Annotated in this window: 14 protein-coding genes and 2 pseudogenes; all 16 read left to right on the top strand. The window is 40.2% G+C overall.

The window, feature by feature from the left end; translation table 11 throughout:
- Nucleotides 1-77: 77 nt before the first annotated feature.
- The 16 genes and pseudogenes from IPH70_02665 to IPH70_02590 all read left to right on the top strand — a co-directional run bounded on the left by IPH70_02665 (nucleotide 78) and on the right by IPH70_02590 (nucleotide 15,357).
- Nucleotides 78-869: a M48 family metallopeptidase gene (locus IPH70_02665; protein ID QQR64416.1), complete on the top strand. Its 792-nt coding sequence runs from the start codon at nucleotides 78-80 to the stop codon at nucleotides 867-869.
- 90 nt (nucleotides 870-959) lie between these two features.
- Nucleotides 960-3,547, top strand: a pseudogene (gene asnB / locus IPH70_02660) (asparagine synthase (glutamine-hydrolyzing)).
- Between the two features lie 44 nt (nucleotides 3,548-3,591).
- Nucleotides 3,592-3,933 carry a hypothetical protein gene (locus IPH70_02655; protein ID QQR64382.1) on the top strand — a complete coding sequence of 114 codons (342 nt, stop codon included), beginning with the start codon at nucleotides 3,592-3,594 and terminating at the stop codon, nucleotides 3,931-3,933.
- A 64-nt stretch (nucleotides 3,934-3,997) separates the two neighbouring features.
- Nucleotides 3,998-4,330, top strand: a complete 333-nt coding sequence (locus IPH70_02650; GenBank protein QQR64381.1) for a hypothetical protein — start codon at nucleotides 3,998-4,000, stop codon at nucleotides 4,328-4,330.
- Between the two features lie 359 nt (nucleotides 4,331-4,689).
- Complete coding sequence (gatC, locus tag IPH70_02645) at nucleotides 4,690-4,989, top strand: Asp-tRNA(Asn)/Glu-tRNA(Gln) amidotransferase subunit GatC (GenBank protein ID QQR64380.1); 300 nt, start codon at nucleotides 4,690-4,692, stop codon at nucleotides 4,987-4,989.
- Nucleotides 4,989-6,164 carry an Asp-tRNA(Asn)/Glu-tRNA(Gln) amidotransferase subunit GatA gene (gene gatA / locus IPH70_02640; protein QQR64379.1) on the top strand — a complete coding sequence of 392 codons (1,176 nt, stop codon included), beginning with the start codon at nucleotides 4,989-4,991 and terminating at the stop codon, nucleotides 6,162-6,164. Before gatC ends, gatA begins: the two co-directional genes overlap by 1 nt.
- Nucleotides 6,164-6,370, top strand: coding sequence for a hypothetical protein (locus IPH70_02635; GenBank protein ID QQR64378.1), 207 nt, complete (start codon nucleotides 6,164-6,166; stop codon nucleotides 6,368-6,370). Before gatA ends, IPH70_02635 begins: the two co-directional genes overlap by 1 nt.
- A gap of 77 nt (nucleotides 6,371-6,447) precedes the next feature.
- A complete protein-coding gene (gatB, locus tag IPH70_02630; GenBank protein ID QQR64377.1) occupies nucleotides 6,448-7,761 on the top strand; it encodes an Asp-tRNA(Asn)/Glu-tRNA(Gln) amidotransferase subunit GatB in 1,314 nt (437 codons plus the stop codon).
- Between the two features lie 89 nt (nucleotides 7,762-7,850).
- Nucleotides 7,851-11,066: a DNA polymerase III subunit alpha gene (locus tag IPH70_02625; GenBank protein ID QQR64376.1), complete on the top strand. Its 3,216-nt coding sequence runs from the start codon at nucleotides 7,851-7,853 to the stop codon at nucleotides 11,064-11,066.
- Between the two features lie 36 nt (nucleotides 11,067-11,102).
- Nucleotides 11,103-11,672, top strand: coding sequence for a hypothetical protein (locus tag IPH70_02620; protein QQR64375.1), 570 nt, complete (start codon nucleotides 11,103-11,105; stop codon nucleotides 11,670-11,672).
- A gap of 138 nt (nucleotides 11,673-11,810) precedes the next feature.
- Entirely contained in the window at nucleotides 11,811-12,014 is a 204-nt protein-coding gene (locus IPH70_02615) for an AtpZ/AtpI family protein (GenBank protein ID QQR64374.1), read from the top strand.
- Entirely contained in the window at nucleotides 12,001-12,801 is an 801-nt protein-coding gene (locus IPH70_02610) for a F0F1 ATP synthase subunit A (protein QQR64373.1), read from the top strand. Before IPH70_02615 ends, IPH70_02610 begins: the two co-directional genes overlap by 14 nt.
- A 111-nt stretch (nucleotides 12,802-12,912) precedes the next feature.
- On the top strand, nucleotides 12,913-13,140 hold the full coding sequence (gene atpE / locus IPH70_02605; GenBank protein ID QQR64372.1) for an ATP synthase F0 subunit C: 228 nt from the start codon (nucleotides 12,913-12,915) through the stop codon (nucleotides 13,138-13,140).
- A gap of 36 nt (nucleotides 13,141-13,176) precedes the next feature.
- Complete coding sequence (locus IPH70_02600; GenBank protein QQR64371.1) at nucleotides 13,177-13,686, top strand: ATP synthase F0 subunit B; 510 nt, start codon at nucleotides 13,177-13,179, stop codon at nucleotides 13,684-13,686.
- On the top strand, nucleotides 13,676-13,960 hold the full coding sequence (locus IPH70_02595) for a F0F1 ATP synthase subunit delta (protein ID QQR64370.1): 285 nt from the start codon (nucleotides 13,676-13,678) through the stop codon (nucleotides 13,958-13,960). Before IPH70_02600 ends, IPH70_02595 begins: the two co-directional genes overlap by 11 nt.
- Nucleotides 13,947-15,357, top strand: a pseudogene (locus IPH70_02590) (F0F1 ATP synthase subunit alpha). The gene IPH70_02595 and the pseudogene IPH70_02590 overlap by 14 nt, the downstream one beginning before the upstream one ends.
- The last annotated feature ends 121 nt before the right edge of the window (nucleotides 15,358-15,478 follow it).

The following is a 15,478-nucleotide window of genomic DNA, read 5'->3' as shown; positions in this document are numbered from 1 at the left end:
ATAAAGTAAAGAGCTTCGTTCTTGTTGCTTTTTTTATGGTTTTCTTTGTCTTTGTTTTCTATATTCTCGGAAAATCTATGGGAAGCTCAAACCAATATTTGGTTTTTGGTTTACTGTTTTCAGTCTTCTCCGGATTTGGAAGCTACTTCTATTCAGATAAACTCGTCTTAATGACAACTGGTGCAAAACCAGCTTTAAAAAAGGATTATTTCGATCTGTACACCGTCGCAGAAAATGTTTCGATAGCTGCCGGTCTTCCTACACCGAGACTGTACGTAATCCAGTCCGAAGCCATGAACGCATTTGCTACAGGCCGAGATCCCAAGCATGCAGTAGTCGCAGCAACAACTGGAATCTTGAAGGTCTTGAGTCGATCCGAACTTGAGGCTGTTATTGCGCACGAACTCGGTCACGTAAAGAACTACGACATTCTTTTTTCATCGATTGTTTCAGTTCTTGTTGGGACCTTAGTATTGGTTACCGACTGGTTGCAGAGAAGTTTCTTTTGGTTTGGAATTAGAAGCGATGACAATGACAGATCACTTGGTCCGGTACAGTTAGCGATGTTTCTGCTTACCATAATTGTTGCACCGATCGTTGCCACTTTAATTCAACTAGCTGTATCTCGAAAAAGAGAGTACCTTGCAGACGCAACCGGCGCTCTGATCACTCGTAATCCAGATGCTCTTGCCAATGCCCTCATAAAGATTAGTAGTAGTCCGATACCATTAAAAACAGCTTCTGGTGCCAACGCCCATCTTTTCATTACTAATCCCTTCAAGAAGAAGGGTGGAGTTTCCAAATTTGCCTCACTTTTTAGTACTCATCCTCCAGTTGAGGATCGAGTAAGAATACTTCGAGAGATGTGACCTGCATAAAACTTGTAGCATAGAGCGTAGAGCTTGAGTACAATAGTAGCTACATGGTAAAAGTTCTAAGTTGTAAGTTCTAAATCTAATATGTGTGGCATAGCAGGTTTCTACGGTTTTGAAAACAAAAAACTTATTAAGCAATTTTCTAAAGATCTTTCACATCGAGGTCCGGACGGTGAAGGGATCTTTTCAAATGAAAAAGTATCTCTATTAAATAGAAGACTTGCAATTATCGACCTAAAGACCGGCGACCAGCCTATTTATAATGAAGATAAGAATATCGTAACTGTTTATAACGGAGAAATATACAACTATAAACAACTAAGAAAGGAGCTCGAGGGCAACGGACATCGCTTCAAAACACTATCAGATTCCGAGGTAATTGTTCACGCCTATGAAGAGTGGGGAGATAGCTGTTTTGATAGATTTAATGGAATGTTTGCCGTTGCTTTATTCGATAAAGAGAAAGAGAGGCTTATTCTAGCTCGAGATCACTTTGGCATCAAACCTCTTTACTTCTCAATTTTACCCAATAAAAGTTTAATCTTTGCTTCCGAGATTAAGCCTCTTCTTAACTCTAGACTTGTAAAAACAAGACCGAACGATAAGGTGATTTATCGATATTTAAAGTATCGCGTACATGATGACACTCCTGAGACTTTCTTTGAGAATATTTACCGTCTGATGCCGGGTCAGTACCTCAGTCTAAGAGGAACAAATCTTAAAAATGGATATTTTTCAAATCTCGAAGAAGATCTTAAGGAATTAAGTCTAAAGTCAAATGTATCCAACCTAAAGAAAGAACAGGTGGGGGAATTTAAATTAGCGCTTGAGGAGGCTATTAAATTAAGACTTATTTCAGATGTACCTGTCGGAACCTGTTTATCGGGAGGCCTCGACTCATCAACGGTTGTGAGTGTTGTGAATAAACTCCAAAAAAATAGAACCGATGAAGCAAAGTCAGTTGGCGCCGTACAGAACACCTTTTCTGCGGTCTTCCCAAAGTCAGCAAATGACGAAGAACATTACATCGACGAACTTATCAATATTTTAAAAGAGGCAGGTGGGCAAATAAAAAGTTTTAAAGTTCATCCCTTACCTGAGGATTTTTTTTCAGAGATTGAAGATTTTATACGTACCCAAGAAGAGCCGACAATTAGCACCGGTCCATATGCTCAGTTTGCTGTGATGAGAGAGGCGAGTAAGCATGTGAAGGTATTATTGGACGGCCAAGGAGCTGATGAGATGATGGCAGGTTACTTACCTTATTATTTTATTTTCTTAAAACAACTACGTAAGGAAAAGAAGAATTGGACGCTTTTTAAGGAGATGTTCAGTTCTTTGGATGTAGTCTTAAAGTTCTCTTTGTTAAAGCTTAAACTTCCATTTGGAAGATTTAGGCCAGACTCAATCTTTAATAAGAAGTTCTTTAACAAATACTCGGGGAATGGTTTCCGTGTCGTGAAAGATAACTTGAAATTTCGTCTTATCCAAGACGTATTTTACAACAGTCTGCCATCACTCCTCCGTTATGAGGACAAAAATAGTATGAGGTTTTCCATCGAAGGACGAGTACCTTTTCTAGATATTAATCTTATTAAGTTAATTTTTAGTTTACCCGATGAGGCTATCATAAAGTCAGGTTGGAACAAGAAGATACTAAGAGACAGCGTTAAGGATTTGCTGCCTCCTCTTATACACAAACGAAGAAATAAAATTGGCTTCACGACCCCAGAGGAAGAGTGGTTCATGAGAATGAAGAATAAAATATACTCTGTTTTCCTGTCTCCGTCTTTTGCAACCAGAACATATTTCAACCAAGCTCAGGTGCTGAAGGGATTTCAAAAGTTTATAGAAGGGAAAACCACGGACACGCTCCTGTTCTGGAGAGTTCTCAATGTGGAGTTGTGGCTGAGGGAGTTTTTTCCCAATCTTGACCAGTCCATGCAGTCTATAAAGTCCATAAAGTCAACGACATTAGAAAAGCCAGCTGAAATAAAGGTGGGCGAAAAGACGTATGCCAGAAATTTAATTAAGACTGAGGTATTTCAGAAGGGCGACGACTATGTGCGGAAGATATCAGACTATGTTCTAAGTTCTAAGATCTACGGTACAAGGTCAAAGTGGTTCGTGGTTGTTTCTGAAAAAATTATAGCAATTTCACAGGGGCGCTCCTATTTTATCTGGGACATCAAGACTGGACTATGGGCAAAGCTACTGTCAAAATATGTAACCCGTACCCCATATGGCATTGGTCTAGGAAGTCCTTGGACTATGCAATTAGCTATTCAAGAGGTTGGCCTGCCGAAGATATTTATAGCCTCACTTCTCTCAGCAATTACTAAGCCGTTCGGATTAAAAGGTATTTTCTACAAAGTAGCTGGTGAATCAGCGAGATCGATAGACGGTCCTACTGAGTACTCGCTCTATCCATCAAACGTTTCAGCTAAATTGGGTCCAGAAAATCCCAAAAAGTTACCGAAGTTATTGCCGAGTATCTTCATGACAATCTTGCACTATCTGCAGAGAAACTTTTTAATGGTGGCGTAATAGTTATCGATGCAAACGACATAGGACAAAATATTCTTGGGAACTCAACCGATATTCCTGATGAGACGATTGCTCAGATTTTCAAAGATAATCCGATGGGTCAAGGATCAGAACAAACTCAATAACCATTGTGACAATGTAAATAGTTAGCTCATGTTAAAATTATCAGATGAAGGAAGTTATCGGAGCTAAAGTTGCCACAAGGTTTTTTGGCGTACCAGTTAGAAGATCAACTGTAATTGGCGATGGAGATGTCACTAGACTCAGGAGTGGAAGCGCGAACAATAGTTTTGTCGAGGCACGTTTTGACAAAACGCCTACTAGTTGTGATGGTCACCCAACTTTAACAATAGTAAGATCGTACCATGGAAACTTTTCCCATAGACCAAAAGAGGTAGCCACTTTTGCGCTGGGCGATATGAAAAAAGAAAAGGTAAAGGTGCCTACTCTTCTACCGGGACTTACAAGAGTCTTCACAAGCGTATTAAAAAAAAATGAAGAAACTAAGTAGTCTAATTACGCAGTGCAAAGGCCCATACTCTTGATTTATCGACTACAAAGACTATAATACTCTCATGACATTTGAAAGAAGAGAGACATTTCTAGGCGTACCTTTTTCAAAATGGACGAATGTTCCTGAAGGAATAAGAGAAGAACGTTTTACTGGTGCTGAGCATTTTTTTGGAATTCGACAACAACGAATATTAGGAGTAAAGGTTGTGACAAATTTGGCAGAAGATGGTTCGCAATTAGCGGTAGATACAACAACCCAAATTGCTGATTCATGGACAACATTCAGTGAAACTCCTTCCAAACACATCCTTCCAAAGGGATCGTCAGAAAAGGTAAGAGTATTTGCTGCGACACCAGGCCATCAAGTTATTTACAGATGGAACGGAAAGAAATAATTTCATGAGAGGTAGAGAATCACTTAGACTTGGAACGATAAACCACAGCCTCCCACTGAGAAAACCGCGCTACGTTGAGGTAGGTCATTCCAAAACTTTCTATACGGGTTCCGTTCACTTCGAGTTACAAGCTCGCCCTCTCACACGCTTTAATGGATTAAAAACAGAAGTAGTAGACGTATCATATGCTAATAACTTCTCTAATTCGAGTCATAGTTTACGAATAGAAGAAAAAACTAAGCGACTAATAGGAAAAACGCGATTACCTGGAGTGTTCCACCTGTTCTCCCGTGATGATTAAAATTTCTTAAGGTAAATTGCTAAGATCGATCTCCAAGCTTCGTATATAATGAGTTGGTATGAAAAAAACTCTCACAAGGGAAGAAATCGACAAACTTGCAAAACTATCTAATCTCACACTCTCTGAAGCTGAGATGACAAAGATAGGATCGCAGTTTGAGGAAACGATCAAGTACGTAGAAAATCTCAACGACCTTGATACGTCCCAAGTTAGCAACATCACGAATGTAACAGGACAAGAAAACAAGTTCTTTGAGGATGGAACCGAAAACAAACGCCTCTTCACTCAAGAACAAGCTACTGCAAACTCAAACTGCAAGAAGAACGGGTTATTTGTTGTGCCTAAAGTATTTAAATAATGAACTTAATCGGTAAGTCACTTTTGGAGTTAAAAGGGATGGTCGAAAAAAAACAGATTTCTCATGCTGAGCTATGGAAGTTCTTCTCAGACAGAGTGGAGAAGTATGACAAAGCTCTTAACTGCTTCGTGACTCCCCCATCCAAAGAGGGAACCGGACTTGCCCAGAACGGAGCTGAAGGTTTCCCCATAGCCTTTAAGGACAACTTCAACACTAAAGGGATTCGAACGACCGCTTCTTCAAAGGTTCTTGATACCTACATCCCGCCGTACAACGCTACCGTTGTCGAAAAATTACTAGGAATGCAGTTTGCGGTTTTTGGCAAGACTAATATGGATGCCTGGGCACACGGTTCATCAACCGAAACTTCAGACTATGGTCCAACGAATAACCCATGGGATGTATCACGTGCCGCCGGAGGTTCTTCGGGTGGATCAGCTGCTGCAACAGCGGCATATTTAGTACCCGCAGCGATTGGTTCGGAGACCGCAGGGTCTATACGACAACCAGCTGCTTGGTGCGGATTAGTCGGCTTAAAACCTACCTATGGACGAGTCTCGCGTTACGGAGTTATTGCCATGGGCTCATCATGGGACTGCCCCGGGCCAATAACTAGAACCGTTGAAGATGCCGCTTATTTATTGGAAATAATTCAGGGCGAAGATCCATACGATGCCACTACTCTGCCCGCAGGAAATTCGAAATACGAAATACGAAAAACGAAAAAAATGAGAATTGGCGTTTGTAAAGACTATTTAGAAAATATTGATCCCGATATTCAGAAACGGTTTGATGAAACAGTCGAGATACTTAAAAAATTAGGGCATGAGATTATTCCCGTAACCTTAATATCTCCCAAGTACTCAATATCCGTTTATACAATCCTGCAAAGATCCGAAGTTTCATCCAATCTTAATAGATACGACGGAGTTCGTTATGGAAAAGACAGAACATTTTTTGGAGAGGAAGCAAAAAGAAGAATAATGTTGGGAACTTACAGTCTTTCCCATGGTTACTACGACGCATTTTATAAAAAGGCTGAGAAGGTGAGACAACTTATAATTCAAGACTTTGAGTCTGCTTTCCAAACAGTTGACCTGATAATAGCTCCGACAACTCCCCTTACCGCCATCAAAAAGGTGAGTTCGAGAAGTACCCGTTCTTTGGAGAGGTAATGGATGTTTTGAATGAACCGGCCGCTGCAGCAGGAATCCCAGCAATTAATGTCCCAATGGGCCTTGATTCCCAAAATCTCCCTATCGGACTCCAATTTATGGCAGGTAGATTACAAGAGGAAAAGATATTATCTATTGCATACCAACTAGAACAGGAAACAAACTTTATGGGCGTTCGAGAAGCATTACTGAAAAGGTATGAGTAATTCTTAGTTCTTAGTTTCAAGTTCTTAATCAATTACAAATTGAATAAAAATAAATAACTAAAAAATATAAATTAATTATGACGCAATCATACTCACCGGTCATCGGCCTGGAAATACATGTCGAACTGAGTACAAAGTCCAAAATGTTCTGTCAGTGCTCTGCGGAGTACTTTGGAAAAGAGCCGAACAGTAACACCTGCCCTGTGTGCCTAGGTCTTCCAGGCGCTCTTCCCGCACCAAACAGAGTTGCCCTCGACTGGTGCATTAAAATCGGTAAAGCGCTAAACTGCACGATTAATGTGAGTACCAAGTTTGATCGGAAGCACTACTCATATCCAGATCTTCCAAAAGGCTATCAAATAAGTCAGTATGACGAACCAGTAGCTATAAATGGCTCTTTGAAAGTCGGCGAAAAAACATTTGGTATTACCAGAGTTCACATGGAAGAGGATACCGGAAAGTTACTCCATGTCGGAGAGGACTCGCTAGTTGATTTCAACCGATCAGGTGTGCCACTTGTCGAGATTGTGACCGAACCAGACTTTACCAACTCGGATGAGGTTAAAGAATTTTTACAGGAGCTTCATACGATAATCCGTTATCTTGAGGTTTCCGATGCGGATATGGAGAAAGGTTCAATGAGGATGGAACCAAATATATCGCTGCGAGTTGTCGGTGATCAGAAGTCGGATGTTAGAGAACTACCAAACTATAAAGTTGAGGTTAAGAATATTAATTCTTTCAACTTTGTCAAAAAGGCTATTGACTATGAATTGACTCGGCAGGCTGAAATTTTGGATCAAAGCAAAACGCCTGAGCAGGAAACTAGAGGTTATGACGAAAAGACAATGAAAACCGTGAGTCAAAGATCGAAAGAGGAGGCTCATGACTATCGATATTTTCCAGAACCGGACATTCCTCCATTTGTTTTTGAGCAGAAGTTCATTGACTCTATTGCATTACCGGAGTTGCCAACCGCAAAAATAGATCGTTATGTTAAGGAACTAAAAATTAAGGAAATAGATGCTAGGATCTTAACGAAAGACTTCGAGTTAGTTAAGTACTTTGAAAAAGTCGTTGAGTTAAGCGACCTTGAACCTCAGAAAATTGCCAACTTAGTAATTAATAGCAAACTGGCAACTAACGTCTCGATCGAAGAGTTTATCTCACAGGCGACGAAACTATTAAGTACGAAGAAAACCGATATGCCTACTCTAATGCTGGCAATTAAGAAGGTGATCGCAGAAAATAGTGACGTAGTGACCAACTATAAGGCGGGGAAACTTTCATCTCTTATGTTTTTAGTTGGGCAAGTCATGAGGGAGATGAAGGGTCAAGCAGAGGCGAACCTAATTAAAGATAAACTAGTAGAGGCAATTTCTAATTCCTAATTATTCTAATTGCTCTAATCAATAAAACAATCTACAATAACCCAATTCTTTAGGTTAATTAGAAATTAGATTAATTAGGGTAATTACATATGTCTTTTGTCCATCTTCACTGTCACACAGAATACTCACTACTTGATGGAATGGCCAGAATGGACGAGATTATCGCTAAGGCCAAACTGCATAATATGCCCGCAGTAGCAATTACTGATCATGGCGCGCTGTATGGAGCTTTTCAGTTTTATATCAAAGCGAAAGACGCAGGAATTAAACCGATTATTGGTGTAGAAACTTATAAAGCAAAGCGTTCGCGTCATGACAAAGAATCTGGACTTGATCGCGACCAAAACCACTTAGTATTACTCGCCAAAAACTACACCGGATACCAGAATCTCCTGAAACTCATAACAACTGCACATCTTGAAGGTTTCTATTACAAACCAAGGGTAGATTTTGAGCTGCTCGAAAAATATAGCGAAGGTTTGATTTGCTTGTCAGGATGTCTCAATGGAGAGCTTCCCGAACTTATTTTACAAAATGAAGTGAAAAAGGCAGATGAGATACTTCAAAAGTATCTCAGCATTTTCAAAGATAACTTCTATCTCGAGATGCAAAGACACCCTAATGTCCCCGAAAACGATACAGTCAATAAGGAGCTACTGCGAATGTCCAGAGAGTTTAGTGTTCCACTAGTCGCAACCAATGTCGTTCACTATCTCGAGAAAGACGATGCCTATGCTCAGGAAGTCTTGCTATGTATTCGAACAGCACGGTCCATTCATGAGCAAAATAGACCACTGAGTATGCTTAGTACTCCAGACTACTACTTCAAAACTCCAGAGGAGATGATGGCAGACTTTGTAGATTTACCCGAAGCTATTGAAAATTCCGTTAAGATTGCTAATCAGTGCAACCTTGAGATACCCCACGGAAAACTAATTATTCCAAACTACCCAATAACGACTGGTGAAACTCCAGAGGAATTTCTTAAGCAAAAAACCCTAAATAGTATTGACCGAGTAAAAGCGAATGACCAAATTGAGGTTGTTAAAAGAATTAATTATGAACTTGGTGTAATAAATCAAAAGGGGTATGCTAATTACTTTTTAGTAGTGGCTGATTTTGTTAACTGGGCAAAAGCACAAGGAATTGCGGTTGGACCAGGACGAGGATCTGCGGCGGGTTCTTTGGTATCTTACGGTCTAAAAATAACGGATATCAATCCACTCGAATACAATCTTCCATTCGAACGTTTTTTAAATCCGGACAGACCTTCCCCTCCAGATATTGATATTGATTTCGCAGATCGAAGAAGGGATGAGGTAATTCAGTATGTGCGAAAACGATACGGTGAAGATAGGGTTGCACAGATAATCACTTTTGGAACTATGGAATCCAGAATGGCAATTCGCGACGTTGCAAGAGCTCTAGGGATGTCCTACGGTCAAGCCGATCGTATCGCAAAGATGGTACCACCACCCAAACAAGGTTTTCACCTCAAACTAAAACAAGCTATTGAGGAAACCGCTGAACTTAAACTGGCCTATACCACTGAACCAGAAACCAAAAAAATTCTTGATATTGCACAGCGACTGGAGAGTTTGCCGCGACATGCATCGGTTCATGCCGCCGGAGTTATTATCTCAGATAAGCCGTTAGTTGAGTATGTTCCACTACAAAGAGAACCCAAGGACGAAAAAATAATAACTCAGTTCGACATGTATGATCTCGATCTTAATGCAGTGTCCGATAACAAAGCACTTGGTCTTATGAAGATGGACTTCCTCGGTCTTCGTAACTTAACTATTCTTGAAGATGCGCTTCGGTTTGTTCAGGACTCAACAGGAACGCTGATAGATATACATGAGGTACCTATAACCGATACTAAAGCATTCGAACTAATTAGTCGAGGTGATACTATTGGCGTATTTCAACTTGAGTCAGCAGGCATGCGAAGGCTCGCTAAAGATCTCAAACCAGAAAGAATAAATGATATTATCGCGATGGTTGCACTGTTTAGACCAGGACCAATGGACCTTATCCCATCCTTCATACAAGGAAAAGCAAACCCTAAATCAGTAAGGTACCCTCATAAAGATCTCAAGCCGGTACTTGAGGAGACATATGGAATTCTAGTTTATCAGGAGCAGGTAATGAACATTGCGACAACCTTAGCTGGATTCTCAATGAGCGAGGCAGATCTTCTAAGAATGGCTGTAGGAAAAAAGAAGAAAGCCTTAATGGAAAAGGGTAAAAAAAACTTTATAGATGGCTGTGTAAAAAAAGGATACTCTAAAAAACTTGCTGAACAGATCTTTGGCTTTATTGAGAAGTTTGCAGCTTACGGATTTAATAAAGCACATGCCGCCTCTTATGCCTTGATTGCATACTGGACCGCATATATGAAGGCGAACTACCCAGTTGAGTTCATGACCTCACTTCTTACAGCGGAACTTCAGGGAGTAGCCGGACCAATGAGGGAAATCAAGATGTCCCAGACTTTAGAGGAATGTAAAAGAATGGAGATAGTAGTACTTCCTCCAGACATTACAAAATCAGACTCTAGCTTCAAGATTGAGGATGGAGGAATTAGATTTGGACTATCAGCTATTAAAAATGTAGGTAGATCTGCTATAGAGGCAATCGTTGAGGAACGAACTAAGAAACAGTTTGAAAGTTTTACAGATTTTTTACGACGTGTTGACCTCAGACGCGTGAACAAGAAGACCGTTGAGAGCTTGGTAAAAGCTGGAGCGTTTCATTTATTTTCAAACAGAGGTACTCTTCTTGCCAACTATCCAACTCTTGTTCGGGATATTCAAAGTTCTAGAGAGACTCAGGACAAAGGTCAGTTTGATCTTTTTACCGAAGCAAATGAAGCATCGGTAACTCATGATACTTTTCCACAGCTACCTGAGGTATCTGAAGATGAGATATATGCAATGGAAAAGGAAGTTATAGGCTTTTTAATCAATAAGAATCCGCTAGAAAAATTTGCAGAAATTATTGAAAAGAAAGCAACAAAAAAAATCGGACTTCTCAATCTTGACGACCAGAACTCAAAGGTTGTCCTTGTCGGAATAATAAGTGGTCGAAAGGTAATAAAGACAAAAAAGGACAATCTTGAGATGGCCTTCCTTTCGGTATTTGATGAGACGGGCACCGTAGAAGTAGTTGTCTTCCCGAAATTATTTAAAAAATTCGAGAGCATACTTCACATCAATCAGGTGATTATTTTTAAGGGAACCGTCTCGGAAAAAGATGATCAGGTAAATGTTCTTCTTGATGTTGCGATGAAGCTAGGATAGCTTGATTTTAGCTGCTAGAGTAGTATAATCCTAACTATGACTATAGAAAAAGGAGCTACAAGATCGGAGATAGTGTGGAAAACCCACAAAGCTGTTGCAGAGCAAATACGACAACAGGATAGAGCAATTTCTCTCAGTCAGTTGCGCAAACTAAGAGCGGAGTTCCAGTTACCTTGGTACGTCAAACAAAAAGAACAGGCCTGGCCAGATGCTTCCATATCTCCGCATGAACCCATCGATCGAGCTGTTTTACAGGACTTGGTAGGCACTGACGAAACAAGGTGGATAGATGGTCTATTTTCTCAAAGTGGTGAGAACGGTATTGATGCGGGGTTGGGTTGGGGGTTTCATTTACTTCCTAATGGTTTCGAAGTTATTTTCACCGGAGTACTGTTAAGAAGCACGCCTGGTCATGTTGTAATATCTGGGGACAATTCTTTTCACATTGATGCTTCACGAATAGATGGACAGACCGAAGAGGTTTTTAGAAATGCCTTAGCACATGCGGTTAATGTCAGACCTGGATTCCACAGAATTTCTTCTCTTAAACTGAACCCAAAAATCAAATTACGTTCCGGATTTCCTACTGGTCACACATTTGAGTAAGATCTAAATATCTCACTGTGCTAAGATTAATTTAACCCTACGACAAGCTAAGGGCTGTGGCCACCACGATTCGCCTAGTGCAATGGCAGTAATTAAAAAATTGGTTTTGACATAAATTGAGATTCACTGTTACAATATATGCGTAAAATAAATCCATCATTGCTTAATGCTGGAATGTATCTGGCAACGCCGTTATTGTTGGGAGTTTTTCTAGGCTACCAACTAGATAGATATTTTCATACGGCTCCGTTCTGGATGATCGCATTTATTTTATTCGGTACAGTAAGTTCGTTTTACAATCTCTGGAAATTATCAAAAGAAACATTAAATGACCGTAGCTAACACAACTATAAACGAAACCAAGACAACCTCAGTTGAAGGGGAAGTGAGAACAACCGAGGAACATAAAGCTGGACCACATATTAGTATAAAGGCAGAAGAGGTGTTCATGGTTCAGAAGTTTCCGGTAACTAACTCTCTACTTCTTTCATCATTCGCTCTCTTATTTTTTATTGGGTTAGTAATAAAGTACAACCTCGACTCAAAAAAGAAAGATAGATCCACCTTTTTTTACTTTATAAACTTCTGTTTACGTGGACTCTTTAACTTTCTTGAATCTGCGATGAAGGAAAAGACCGCTAAGTACTTTGGACTACTTGGCTCTTTCTTTTTCTTTATTCTACTTCAAAACTGGTCTGGTTTACTCCCTGGAGTTGGAAGCGTTCTACTTCACAAAGTTCCTCTACTTCGAGCTAATACGGCTGATTTAAACACAACGCTCGCCTTAGGTTTAATTTCAGTTAGTTCTATTCAGGTGTTTGGTGTAAGGGAAGTCGGATTTTTCAATTATCTTGGTAAATTTTTTAACTTCTCAAGTCCGATGTCTTTTTTTGTAGGAATTTTGGAAGTTATTTCAGAATTTTCGCGCATACTATCGTTCGCATTCAGGTTATTTGGAAACATTTTTGCGGGAGAGGTTCTTTTATCTGTAGTTGCGTTCCTCGTACCTGTTTTAGTATCATTTCCTTTTCTACTCCTCGAAACATTCGCAGGAATTATTCAGGCAGTAGTGTTCGCAATGTTGAGTGCAGTTCTTATCAATTTAGCCACAACGAAGGCACATCACTAATAATTTTTAATTTGTATTTTGTAGTTTTTATTTAAAATATAAATTATTCAATTAATTAAAATTAGTAATTAAAAAATAAAAATTTAAAATATCTAAGGGGGTGAATTCACGATGGACGCAGAAGCAGCAAAAATGATCGGAGCAGCCCTAGCAATTGGACTTGGTGCTCTAGGACCGGGTATTGGTATTGGACTTATCGGAGGACGCGCATTAGAGGCAATTGGACGAAATCCAGAGGCTGAAGCATCGGTGCGTGCTACGATGATTCTTGCAATCGCTCTTACAGAGGGACTTGCAATTTTCGCACTTGTTATAGCTCTTATTATTAAGTTCGTGTAATTATTACTAAAAAAAGCGCCTTTGGCGAAGGAGATTATGGAAAATCTAGGAATCGATTCAAAATTACTGATCGCACAGCTCATTAACTTTGGGTTGTTCTTTTTTGTTTTCAAAAAATACCTTTCTAAGCCGTTTCTGAAGTTCATAAAGTCAGAAAAGGAAGGATCCGAAGAGCGCGAGAAACTACTTCTCAAAGCAAAGTCAATGGATGAGAAGATGGTAGAAAAAGAAAAGGCACTATTAGCAACTATGAAAAAGCAGTCAGATGCGCAAATTCAAGAAGCGAAAAATGCAGCAGCAAAGATTAAGGTCCAGCTTCTAGAAGAGGCTGAAAAAGAGATCAACGAGCTTAAAGTTCGAGCAAAGAAACAACTCGTTCAAGAACAGACCGAGATGCAGAAAGATGCTAAGCAGAAGATCAATGAGCTGAGCTTTATGATTGTTAATAGCGTACTAAAAGAAGTATTAACCACCGAAATGAAAAAAAAGATCTCGGACTCAATAATTAGCAATTCAGCCAAATCGGTAACCTTTGATGAAAATTAGTTCTCTAATGAAGGAGGAGCTTAAGAAGCATTTTCTTGCCAAACTTAAGCAACGGAACGATGAGGTTACCATAGTCTCAGCATATCCGCTTTCATCTTCTGAGATCGAAGGAATCAAAAAAATAGTTCCGGACCTGAAGTTGTCTAAAATAAATAACGAGGTTGATGAGAAATTAATCGCAGGTTACATTATAAGAAAAGGAAGCAAGATGATTGACCTATCCTTGCAACAAAGATTAGCTAAGTTACAGCAACTATCACATGAAGCTCTTTGATCAATATTTAAAAGAAGTCGAGAAGGAACTCGGATCTAAGAAGACGCAGGTTAAGACTGCCGAGGTCGGTACGCTCGTCGAGATTAAGGACGGTGTCGCGATCGCGATGGGTCTTGATAATAGCTTCTATGGAGAGCTAGTCGAGTTTACCAGTGGAGTTCAGGGGTTTGTGATTGAGCTTATGGAGGATAGCGTTGGTATTGTAGTTCTCGGTGACTACCTCACACTTGAGGCAGGGTCGCGCGTGACCGCAACAGGAAAAATTCTTTCACTTCCAGTTGGAGAAGAACTGCTTGGCCATGTCGTGGACCCACTTTCTGCGTCACTTGAAAATCTTAAGTTAAAAACAAAAAAGCGATATCCAATTGAAAGAATCGCTTCAGGAGTTGTGTACCGCAAGTCTGTCACAGTTCCTTTACAGACCGGTATAAAGGCTATCGATGCCCTTATTCCAATCGGAAGAGGCCAACGAGAGCTTATAATTGGAGACAGAACTACCGGCAAGACAACGGTAGCCATAGACACCATCATCAATCAAAAGGGTAAAGACGTTATCTGTATTTACTGCGCAATCGGTCAGAAGAATGCAAAAGTTGCACAGGTTATCGAGACATTGCGATCTCATGGAGCAATGGACTATACAATAGTGGTCTCTTCATCGGCCTCAGACTCAGCGGCGCTTCAGTATCTTTCACCTTACTCAGCAACAGCAATCGGTGAGTATTTCTTAGATCAAGGAAAAGATGTTTTGGTGGTCTATGATGATTTGACGAAGCATGCATGGGCATATCGACAGATCTCCTAATTTTACGAAGACCGGCAGGACGAGAGGCTTATCCAGGAGATGTTTTCTATCTACATTCAAGACTTCTCGAAAGAGCCTGTAGAATCACCGATGAGTTTGGTGGAGGATCGTTAACGGCGCTTCCAATCATAGAGACCTTAGATAATGATATCGCAGCTATATTCCAACAAATGTGATCTCGATCACAGATGGTCAACTTTTCTTGGAGACAGATCTCTTTAATAATGGAGTGAGACCCGCTATTAATGTTGGAAACTCAGTCTCGCGTGTCGGAGGATCCGCTCAGACAAAGGCTATGAAGAGTGTATCTGGTCGACTTAAGCTCGATCTTGCTCAGTATCGCTCACTTGCAGCATTCTCACAGTTTGAGTCCGATCTTGATGCCGAGACCAAGCAGTTCCTCAATCAGGGGGCAAAGACAACGCAGGTTCTTAAACAGAACAAACATGATGTTTATTCGTTAGCCGAGGAAGTTGCTATTTTTTGGGCAGCTGCAAAAGGCCACCTCGACTCGCTTGAGACAGACAAAATCGTAGAGTTTGAGTCAAAATTCATCGATTCACTTTACGAACAAAGGGTAAGGACTGGATGAAGAGAGTGAACGCTAACAAGATTATGGACGAAAAAGATGAGAAGGAGTTGGAAAAATTAGTTAAATCAACACTTTAATTATAGAGTACTAAAATGTCATCCCGAGCTTGTCGAGGGATCTA

The organism is Candidatus Roizmanbacteria bacterium (genome assembly GCA_016699265.1).
In the GTDB taxonomy this organism is placed as follows: Bacteria; Patescibacteriota; Microgenomatia; order UBA1406; family GWC2-37-13; genus CAZLQR01.
The sequence above is the reverse complement of the archived record's forward strand: the minus strand, read 5'-3'. Positions and strand labels throughout refer to the sequence as shown.